Origin of the sequence: Actinobacillus ureae ATCC 25976, from assembly GCF_000188255.1 — a bacterium.
Lineage (GTDB): Bacteria > Pseudomonadota > Gammaproteobacteria > Enterobacterales > Pasteurellaceae > Actinobacillus > Actinobacillus ureae.
In genome coordinates, this window is the sequence record NZ_GL831080.1 from 623,243 (window position 1) to 633,242 (window position 10,000).

Consider the following 10,000-nt stretch of genomic DNA (forward strand, 5'->3'; position numbering starts at 1 on the left):
CTATCCCAAAGAATTTGAAAATACCCTTAGCACAAATATAGTCTTTCTTTTTAGTAAATAATAAGAATACAATCACCTTCATTATAAATTTTAATCTAATTATATAGCATAAAATTAATAATATTAATGTAGTGCCTTTTCAATTTTTTCAAACAGATCTCTCGCTAAATTATCTAGTCCTTTTAATCGTTCTAAGCCACGTCTCATCAAGGTTTGGCGTTGATTGTCGTAACGTGATAATTTAATCAAAGGCTCAATTAAACGTGCAGCAACTTGTGGGTTGGTTTCATTTAATTTAATTAAAATATCGACAAGGAAACGATAGCCAGAACCATCAATTGCATGGAATGCTTTCGGGGTCTGACCACAAAATGCTCCGACCAATGAACGCAGTCTATTTGGGTTATTGAAGTTAAAACTACGGTGATTTAATAAGCTTTGCACGATCTCAAGTACATTGTCATCGGGACGAGTTGCTTGGAGCATAAACCATTTATCCATTACTAAGCCATCATGGTGCCATTTCTCTTCAAAATCTGCTAACAATTGATCTCTGCACGGCAATTGTGCCTTGGTTGCAGCGGAAAGTGCAGCGAGCGTATCAGTCATATTATCCGCTTGTTTATAGTGATTATAAGTAAGTGAGTTACCTAAATCCGTAAAGGCTAAGTAAGATAAACATACGTTACGTAATGCGCGTTTAGACATATCCTCCGCTACAACTTGGTAAGTACCGCATTTATGGCGAACATAAATTTCATGTAAACGACCACGTAATATTTCTGCAATCGTTTTTAGCATAAATTCTCGTACGATAGCGATACCGTTCGGATCAATGACTTTAAATAATTCGGCAAATTCGGTTTCTTTTGGTAACGTCAGCATTAATGCGGTTAGCTCTACATCTTTATCTGCATTATCAAGTACATAGATAAGTGCCTCAGTTAACTCCTCAGAAAATGCTAATGCTTCACCGGATTGATATCGAGACAAATTAGCACGAAGCTCGTTATTGAATAAGGTTTGTGCTGCATCCCAACGTACAAAATCGTTTTGTGCGAATTTAAGTAATGTAATTAATTGCTCATTGGTATAGTTATAATCTAAACGTACCGGCGCAGAGAAATCACATAACAATGCTGGCACCGGCTTGTGCATCACATTATGGAATTCAAATGTTTGATGCTCTTGCAATACATTCAAGACGTTATGCTGTTCCGTACCTTCAAATTGAAGTGCAATTGGTTCTCCGCTTTGTTCGCCGTACAACTCAATTTTTAATGGAATATGCAAGTTTACTTTTTCTAATTGATCCGCAGTTGCCGGCGTATGCTGTGACACGTGCAAACGATAGACATGGTGCATTTCATCATATTCATCACTCACGCTAAGCTCAGGCGTACCGGATTGGCTATACCAACGGCGGAACTGGGTTAAATCAACACCAGAAGCACGTTCCATTGCTGATACGAAATCCTCGCAAGTTGCCGCAGAACCGTCATTTTCTGCAACATATAATTGCATCCCTTTTTGGAATTTTTCTTCGCCCAATAAAGTATGAATCATACGAATCACTTCCGCGCCTTTTTCATAGACGGTAACAGTATAGAAGTTATTCATTTCAATCACTTTTTCCGGACGAATAGGGTGTGCCATCGGGCTGACATCTTCGGCAAATTGTACTGCACGCAATAAACGTACGTCTTCAATACGTTTTGCCGGACGAGACCATAAATCCGAGGTAAATTCTTGATCACGGAAAACGGTTAGGCCTTCTTTAAGGCTTAATTGGAACCAATCTCGGCAAGTAATGCGGTTACCGGTCCAGTTATGGAAATATTCGTGTGCAATCACGCTTTCAATATCTAGATAGTCGGTATCGGTTGCGGTTTCCGGTTTTGCCAGTACAAATTTAGAGTTGAAAACATTTAAGCCTTTGTTTTCCATTGCGCCCATATTGAAGAAATCAACCGCTACAATCATATAGATATCCAAATCGTATTCTAAATCGAAGCGATCTTCATCCCATTTCATTGAGCGTTTTAAACTTTCCATCGCCCAACCGGCACGATCTAAATTGCCACGATCGACATAGATCTCTAATGCCACTTCACGACCGCTTTTAGTAATAAATTTATCTTGTAACAGATCAAAATCACCGGCAACCAATGCAAATAAATAGCTTGGTTTAAAGAACGGGTCTTCCCATTCGACCCAATGGCGCCCGTCTTCCAAATCGCCTTGTGCAATGCGATTACCGTTAGAAAGTAAGAACGGATATTTCGCTTTAGAAGCGGTAATTTTTGTACGATATTTTGCAAGTACGTCCGGACGATCCAACATATAGGTAATTTGACGGAATCCTTCCGCTTCACATTGGGTACAGATACCGTCACCAGATTGGTATAAGCCTTGTAGAGAAGTGTTTTGCGCAGGATTTAAACCGGTTTCAATTTGTAACTCGAATTTATCTTCAGTGATATGACTAACATCAATAGTTAGAGATTCATCATCTTTTTCGAAATTAGAGTAAGAAGCGCCATTCAGCTTGAGGGAAAGGAAATCAAAACTATGTCCATCTAAGCGTAGGTGAGAGGCTCCTGCTGTTTTACGTTCTACGGATAAATTTGAAGTAACAAAGGTTCTGTCTGGATCAAGTTGAAAATCAAGAGAGATATCTGTAATTGTAAAATCTGGTGTTCGATAATCTTTTCTATATTTTGCTTTAGGTTGCATGATGTTTTCCTTAATTTATTTGGCAGGGTGTACTCACCGAAGAAATGCGCATATATTCTACTAAAAACTTGCAAATTTTCCAAAGAATCTCACCGCTTATCATAAAAACCGGTACTGGACATACCGATGCTCGCACTTAATTCTTCCACATTAAACGGTTGGTTGTAGTGTTGATTTAGCCATTCGATCGCACTTACTATCCGCTGGGCATTTGAACCTTGTGTGGTAATCTTTCTTAATAATCCCCCTTGTTCGCTGCAAAGTAAGCGATAAATGATTTCTTGTTGTAATAACGGATAGAGAATCGGAATGTCATTTGGTGAATTGTGTAAATCAATTAACCGACATAAAGCGTCTTCTAAGGTGGACGAAAGCTGGCTGAGCAGTTTTTTGCCCGAAAAATCAGGAAATGCATAATCTTGGCTAAGTAAAGTCTCGGTTAATTGCTGAAGTTGTTCCGGTGGTAGATAAAAGCGTAAATCAATATAAGGCTGTTCCTGTGTTGCCTGATAATGCGCAAGGATAGGCATATCTACAGCATAACAAGCAAAATCACCTGCACGATATTGGTAATGATATTCACCGATTTGCACCTCTTTTGAACCTTGCAATACGACTGAGAAGCCAGATTTTTCAATTTGAATTACATCTCCGCCGGTTTTATTGGTGTGAAAAATATGAAAATCAGGCGGCAATGTTTCAAAAGTATGATGAAATTTTTGAGGGTCAATTAATGGCTTAACTTTTTCGAGTAATTTCATTTTTTATAGAATTGTGCAAAAACTTTGGTGGTTTATGCTAACACTAAAATCAGCAGATTTCTATAATGTAGCCATCCGTAACCAATAGGGAAGGAATAAAAATGGATCAACAACAAATTTCAGATCTCGTGCAAGCGTAGCGAGATTTTTTTAATAGTAACGCAACCAAGCCGTTAGCGTTTCGTAAAGTGCAATTACAGCGCTTAAAAGCGATGTTAATTGAAAACGATCAGGCAATTTTAACAGCACTTTTTAACGACCTAAATAAACCGGAATCGAAAGCCCGTTTAACCGAAATCGATATGCTCGTACATGAGATCGATTTTATGTCAGAAAATTTGGATGAGTTAGCGAAACCAAAATCGGCAGGGCAGTCAGAAATTACTGAAATGGTGATGGGCACAAAAGCGGACGCACAAATTATTCATGAGCCGTATGGTGTGTTTTTAAATATTTCACCGTGGAATTACCCAATACTGCTTTCGATTTCGCCGATTATCGGTGCGATGGCGGCAGGTAATACGATTATCCTAAAACCGTCAGAATTTACTGTACATTCCTCGGCGATCTTAGCCGAATTGATTGCGGAATACTTCGAACCGAAGTACTTCACCGTAGTGGAAGGCGATGTTGCGGTAAACCAGCAGCTATTGACCGAGAAATTCGACTATATTTTCTTTACCGGTAGCGTGCAGGTTGGGAAAATCGTGATGGCGGCAGCAGCAAAACATTTAACGCCGGTAACGCTGGAATTAGGCGGAAAAAGCCCTTGTATCGTGGATGAAACAGCAGATCTCAAATTAGCAGCGGAACGTATTTTATTCGGCAAGGTGTTTAATAGCGGACAAACTTGTATTGCGCCGGACTATTTATTGATACAAGAGAACGTAAAAGATCGTTTAGTTGAGGAGATCAGACAGCGTATCAATGCGATCTACCAGGGTAAAAATCCGACCGAGATAGCGGATCATGTCAAAGTAGTTACCCCTCGTCATTATCAACGTTTAAAAGCGTTTTTAAATGACGGACAAGTGTTAGTTGGCGGAGAATACAACGATGAAACCAGCAAATTAGCGTTTACTTTAATCGATGAAGTGAATTGGCAGAGCCCAGTAATGCAAGAAGAAATCTTTGGTTCTATTTTCCCGATGTTGACTTTTAAAACGATGAATGAAGAGATTGCTCAAGTGAAAGCAAATGCTAAACCGTTGGCGTTGTATTTATTCACGCAAGACAAAGCAACGGAAGAGCAAGTATTGAATGAAGTGTCATTCGGTGGCGGCTGTATTAACGATACCTTTATGCATGTAACACACGCCGGCTTGCCTTTTGGCGGTGTGGGTGATAGCGGTATGGGTGGTTATCACGGCGCACACAGTTTCTATGAAATGAGTCATGGAAAAAGCGTGATTAAACGCATTTAAATGATTCTTTATCTACTTGGGATAAGTAGGCAAAGAAGTATTGTATGAAATAGAAAAACATGGAAAAGCGGTCGAATTTCTTAGATTTTTTGCAAAAAATTGAGGAAATTTGACCGCTTATTTTTTTAGATTTGTTCGGCAGTATAACCGAGCTTTTCAATCGCCTTGATCATCTGTTCTATCGAGACATTTTCGCTCGCGATGATTTTGACTTTACGCTCTTTCATATTTGCTTTGGTTGAAATCACCCCATTAATCACACGCAATTCTTTATTAACCAAATAGACGCATAATTGGCAGTTCATTTCTTTAATATAAAAATTCACTTCTTTTGGTGCTTGTTGTTCAGCTGCTACATTGCCGTTTGGCATAGCTTCATTGGCATAAACAAGCGGTAAAATTCCGACAGAAAAAAGCAAAATAAACAGTAATTTTTTCATGCTAATAACCAAGGTAAAACAAACGGATAGCTCAAGAAAAATAGAATAATCACGAAAGCAATCCAATATAAAATTATCAAGGTGCGGTGTGAACAATATTTGGTACAAATAATTTTGTTAGAAAACATCAGTAACCAAAAGCCGTAACCGAATGCACCAAGCGAAACGAATAATAACGGTAGCTGTAAATATTCATACTCGCTGAGACTAACCAGCCACGGTGAAGAAATACCGAACACCAAATAAACCAAAGGTGCAATACAGCATACCGTTGAGCTTACCGCCGTCACTAGAGCTGCGGTAAGTGAGGCAAAAAAGTGCTTATTTGAGTTCTTTTGAGATAAGCTCATAGCCAAACTCTTTTGCATCAAATGAATTGAGCGGATCACCACCGACTTCTGCGTACGGATAACCGAAATTATTAATCGGTGTTAGTTCCGGTTGTGGGTATAAGTCGAAATCACGTGCATGGTTAAAGCCCATCCAGTTTGCTTCCCAGTTACCGAATAGGTATTTCGAAACCGCTTGTGTATCCGCATCATTGACCGCTTTTTTCTCGGTTAAACGTATTTTCGCCACGTCTGCTGAATCAACAGGAACCCAACCGAAACCGGCTAAATAAAATTCGGCACGGCAATGTTGTCCGGTATTCTCGTTAGCAATGCCGTCTTTTGCGCTACCGAAGGCGGTTTTGGAGAATTTCGACATTTTCGGCGCAGCGCCTAAACGGATACCGAATACTTCACGTGCCGGAATATCAGACGCTCGTGCTAAGGCGACAAACACAGAGTTAATATCAGTACATTTGCCTTTTAATATACCGGTAGTCAGCATTTTTTCCACATCACCGTCACCACAGCCCAATACGGAATTATCACGTTCCATATTTTCCACAATCCATTTATGAATCAATTCGGCTTTTTTCAGCGGGTTGGTTTCTTTGCCGACAATTTTATCCGCATATTGCTTCACAATACCGTCTGTTTTGATATGCGTAGTCGGTTTGAGATACTCTTGCACATCTACCGAATAAATGATTTTTTCCGGCGGTTGATAACTGTTTAATGCACCGGTTGCCATTGGTTCACGATCTTTGGTTTGCACCACTAATTTCACTTTTAACAAGCGTTTTTGCGCTTTTTCATCCCAATTAGCGAATAGCGTTTTCGCACCGTATTGGTTGTTTTCCGTGATATAGGCTTTATTGTAGTTACCTTCAAATTCAATCGATTTGACATCTTGGTAATCATTACTGAACGGTAACGGCACCCATAAATTAGTTTCGCCTTTTGAACCTTGCGGCACAACAAGATCGTAAGATTGATTAAATTCGTAGGTATGTGTAGTGGTGTTGTAACTTGGGACTTGGTTAGCGAATGCAGCCGAACTTGCCAGCAAGGTGGCTAATAGCAGTTTTTTCATGAGAGATCCTTAAAATAAACAAACTTGTTATATTTCACTCAAGATGAATGAGACGGGTGCATAATAGATCAAAACGTATAAATAGGAAAGCGTACAAATAAAAATAAGCGGTTAAATTTGGGCTGGAATTTGCAAATTTTTAGCCAAATTTAACCGCTTGTCTTTAGCGTTTTTTCTCGTTGGAATAGTGGATTCGCCACAACATGCGAGCATCCAGATTACTTGAGGCAATCATAGTGAGGAATACTGCCGCCCCAAAGAAAAATGCCGCATCACCGACCGAAAAGCTGAGAATTTGTCCTCGTTCCAAGAGGGACATCATTAATGCTAATACAAATAAATCCAGCATTGACCAACGTCCGACAAAGTGCACGTAATGTAGCGCTTTCATTTGCCAGTGAATCGGGTGTTTCCATTTGTAATGAATCGCTAACAGCAGATATAAAATTATAGCCACTTTACTGAATGGCACGGCAATACTTGCAATAAATACGATTGCCGCCACACTGTAGCTGCCCATACTGATAAAGGTGAGTACCCCTGAAAATAAGGTATCGGCAGAAACCGAACCGGCTAATCCGGTTGCGGAAATCGGCAACGTATTTGCCGGAATCATCATCACTACACCCGCTAATAAACACGCCCACACACGTTGTAATTTTATATTATCCGAAATGGCTAAATTGCTTTCGCAGCGAGGGCAACGCTGGCGACCTTTTAAATCAACAATCTTTTCATCGAACGTATATTCGCACGTTGGGCATAACGAAGGATGAGTTGGATACCCTTTCGGAAGCAGGTGGTATTCGGGATAGAAATATGCCCAAGCTTCTTTCGGATCGATTTTAATAAACAGCAAGGTGGTTAAAATCGTCACGATCACAAAAGCACTAAGATGAATACTAAAGCTGAGATCCGCATAATCACGAATTTTAAACGCCGCCACGGATAATGCGACCAGATAAACGTCTAACATTACCCATTCTTGAATGCGAGATAGCAAAATCAAGGTGTAACGAGGACGATGCCCCAGTAATTTTTGGAGCCTGATTGTCAGCACTAACATTGCAAACGAAATCGGAAACACGACCGAACAGAGCAATACCATAAATGCGGTGTAAGGATAGCCTTCAGTCGCCATTTTCCACACTCCGCCCCATACGGTTGCGTGAATTGGTACACCGAGTAAGTCGATACTCATTAACGGAAAGGTGAGTGCAAAGGGTAATAAAATTAAAATCGCTAAGGCGATAATTGAACAACGGCGTAAGCTCCAACTATTTGCTGGACGTAGTACGTCATGGCAATTGGGGCAAACGGATATTTGGAACGGCAGATCTTGCGGTACTTCTACTACCGTTTCACATTCGGGGCATTGCTGCAAAGTAATCTTATTTATTTTCATCTATTTTTCCTATTTTTAGCCGTGCTATTTTCTACTTTATGATTCGTATTGCAAGCGGCCATTTTTTGTTAATTAATTACATTGCATTTTTTGCAATCTAATATCGCAACAATATCAATTTACGCAATATAAAAAGTCCGTATAATCGATTGCATAATAAAACAACCATGTGTAAACACAACATCATAAAAAAACACACTCAACATCATACATATAAATAAGGAAGCACAAAATGGCTAACTATTTCAACACATTAAACTTACGTCAAAAATTAGACCAACTCGGTCGTTGTCGTTTTATGGATCGTAGCGAATTCGCAGATGGCTGCAATTTCTTAAAAGGCAAAAAAATCGTTATCGTAGGTTGTGGTGCGCAAGGTTTAAACCAAGGTTTAAATATGCGTGATTCTGGTTTAGATATTAGCTATGCGTTACGTGCAGAAGCGATTGCTGAAAAACGTGCGTCATTCACTCGTGCAACCGAAAACGGTTTCAAAGTCGGCACATACCAAGAGTTAATTCCAACCGCTGACTTAGTGATCAACTTAACGCCGGATAAACAACACTCAAAAGTGGTTGCAGATGTTGTGCCATTAATGAAACAAGGTTCTGCATTCGGTTACTCTCACGGTTTCAACATTGTTGAAGAAGGTGAACAAATTCGTAAAGACATCACCGTTGTAATGACTGCGCCAAAATGTCCAGGTACGGAAGTTCGTGAAGAATATAAACGTGGTTTCGGTGTACCTACATTAATCGCTGTACACCCGGAAAATGACCCGAAAGGCGAAGGTATGGCGATTGCTAAAGCGTGGGCTTCAGCGACCGGTGGTGACCGTGCAGGCGTATTAGAGTCTTCATTCGTGGCAGAAGTTAAATCTGACTTAATGGGCGAACAAACAATCCTTTGCGGTATGTTACAAGCCGGTTCAATCGTATGTTACGACAAATTAGTGGCAGACGGTAAAGATCCGGCATACGCAAGCAAATTAATCCAATACGGTTGGGAAACGATTACTGAAGCGTTAAAACAAGGCGGTATCACTTTAATGATGGACCGTTTATCAAATGCTGCGAAAATCCGTGCTTTTGAATTAAGTGAAGAAATCAAAGTTCAATTAAATGACCTTTACTTAAAACATATGGACGACATCATCAGCGGTGAATTCTCATCAACCATGATGGCAGACTGGGCAAACGGTGACGCAAACTTATTAAAATGGCGTGAAGAAACCGGTAAAACCGCATTCGAAAACTCACCGAAAGCAGACGGTATCAAAATTTCTGAACAAGAATACTTTGATAACGGCGTAGTTATGGTTGCAATGGTGAAAGCGGGTGTAGAAATGGCATTCGATGCAATGGTTGCAAGTGGTATCTACGAAGAATCTGCATACTATGAGTCATTACACGAATTACCGTTAATCGCAAATACGATCGCTCGTAAACGTTTATACGAAATGAACGTGGTAATTTCGGATACGGCAGAATACGGTAACTACTTATTCTCTCACATTGCAACGCCAATTCTTGCAGAGAAATTAATCCCGATGTTACAAAAAGGTGACTTAGGTGAACCGACACCGGCTGCTGAAATCGACAACGTTTACTTACGTGATATCAACGATGCAATCCGTAATCACCCAGTTGAATTAATCGGTCAAGAGTTACGTGGTTATATGACGGATATGAAACGTATTTCATCGCAAGGTTAATTAAATATTATAAAGAGCCTACTTCGTAATGATCTGACCCCAAAAAGTTAGATTATTTAATTTAAGGACTGCGTTCTGTATTGTACAGGGCTCAGTCC

Annotated in this window: 7 protein-coding genes and 1 pseudogene; 2 read left to right on the plus strand and 6 right to left on the minus strand. The window is 39.9% G+C overall.

Annotation, left to right across the window (positions count from 1 at the left end):
* Positions 1–123 precede the first annotated feature (123 nt).
* Both pepN and HMPREF0027_RS03155 read right to left on the minus strand, forming a co-directional pair.
* Positions 124–2,736 (minus strand): aminopeptidase N, encoded by a 2,613-nt coding sequence (gene pepN / locus HMPREF0027_RS03150; RefSeq protein ID WP_005622188.1) that lies wholly within the window; start codon positions 2,734–2,736, stop codon positions 124–126.
* A gap of 89 nt (positions 2,737–2,825) precedes the next feature.
* Complete coding sequence (locus HMPREF0027_RS03155) at positions 2,826–3,497, minus strand: AraC family transcriptional regulator (RefSeq protein ID WP_005622189.1); 672 nt, start codon at positions 3,495–3,497, stop codon at positions 2,826–2,828.
* Positions 3,498–3,670: 173 nt separating this feature from the next.
* Between HMPREF0027_RS03155 and HMPREF0027_RS03160 the strand changes: the two are divergent.
* A pseudogene (locus HMPREF0027_RS03160) lies at positions 3,671–4,921 on the plus strand (aldehyde dehydrogenase family protein); the annotation flags it as partial.
* A gap of 125 nt (positions 4,922–5,046) precedes the next feature.
* On the opposite strand, the gene HMPREF0027_RS03165 reads toward HMPREF0027_RS03160, so the two are convergent.
* From HMPREF0027_RS03165 to HMPREF0027_RS03180, 4 genes are all read right to left on the minus strand, one after another.
* Positions 5,047–5,361, minus strand: coding sequence for a heavy-metal-associated domain-containing protein (locus tag HMPREF0027_RS03165; protein ID WP_005622193.1), 315 nt, complete (start codon positions 5,359–5,361; stop codon positions 5,047–5,049).
* Entirely contained in the window at positions 5,358–5,711 is a 354-nt protein-coding gene (locus tag HMPREF0027_RS03170; protein WP_044024238.1) for a mercuric transporter MerT family protein, read from the minus strand. The genes HMPREF0027_RS03165 and HMPREF0027_RS03170 overlap by 4 nt, the downstream gene beginning before the upstream one ends.
* Positions 5,683–6,783: a transglutaminase-like domain-containing protein gene (locus tag HMPREF0027_RS03175; protein WP_005622197.1), complete on the minus strand. Its 1,101-nt coding sequence runs from the start codon at positions 6,781–6,783 to the stop codon at positions 5,683–5,685. The genes HMPREF0027_RS03170 and HMPREF0027_RS03175 overlap by 29 nt, the downstream gene beginning before the upstream one ends.
* Positions 6,784–6,946: 163 nt before the next feature.
* Complete coding sequence (locus tag HMPREF0027_RS03180) at positions 6,947–8,188, minus strand: paraquat-inducible protein A (protein ID WP_005622199.1); 1,242 nt, start codon at positions 8,186–8,188, stop codon at positions 6,947–6,949.
* A 232-nt stretch (positions 8,189–8,420) separates the two neighbouring features.
* Between HMPREF0027_RS03180 and ilvC the strand changes: the two genes are divergently transcribed.
* Positions 8,421–9,902, plus strand: coding sequence for a ketol-acid reductoisomerase (ilvC, locus tag HMPREF0027_RS03185; protein ID WP_005622201.1), 1,482 nt, complete (start codon positions 8,421–8,423; stop codon positions 9,900–9,902).
* The last annotated feature ends 98 nt before the right edge of the window (positions 9,903–10,000 follow it).

What these genes read in the sequence shown, in the direction of transcription:
- pepN (WP_005622188.1), bottom strand. Translation starts at nt 2,736, where the DNA reads ATGCAACCTAAAGCAAAATATAGAAAAGATTATCGAACACCAGATTTT.
- HMPREF0027_RS03155 (WP_005622189.1), bottom strand. Translation starts at nt 3,497, where the DNA reads ATGAAATTACTCGAAAAAGTTAAGCCATTAATTGACCCTCAAAAATTT.
- HMPREF0027_RS03165 (WP_005622193.1), bottom strand. Translation starts at nt 5,361, where the DNA reads ATGAAAAAATTACTGTTTATTTTGCTTTTTTCTGTCGGAATTTTACCG.
- HMPREF0027_RS03170 (WP_044024238.1), bottom strand. Translation starts at nt 5,711, where the DNA reads ATGAGCTTATCTCAAAAGAACTCAAATAAGCACTTTTTTGCCTCACTT.
- HMPREF0027_RS03175 (WP_005622197.1), bottom strand. Translation starts at nt 6,783, where the DNA reads ATGAAAAAACTGCTATTAGCCACCTTGCTGGCAAGTTCGGCTGCATTC.
- HMPREF0027_RS03180 (WP_005622199.1), bottom strand. Translation starts at nt 8,188, where the DNA reads ATGAAAATAAATAAGATTACTTTGCAGCAATGCCCCGAATGTGAAACG.
- ilvC (WP_005622201.1), top strand. Translation starts at nt 8,421, where the DNA reads ATGGCTAACTATTTCAACACATTAAACTTACGTCAAAAATTAGACCAA.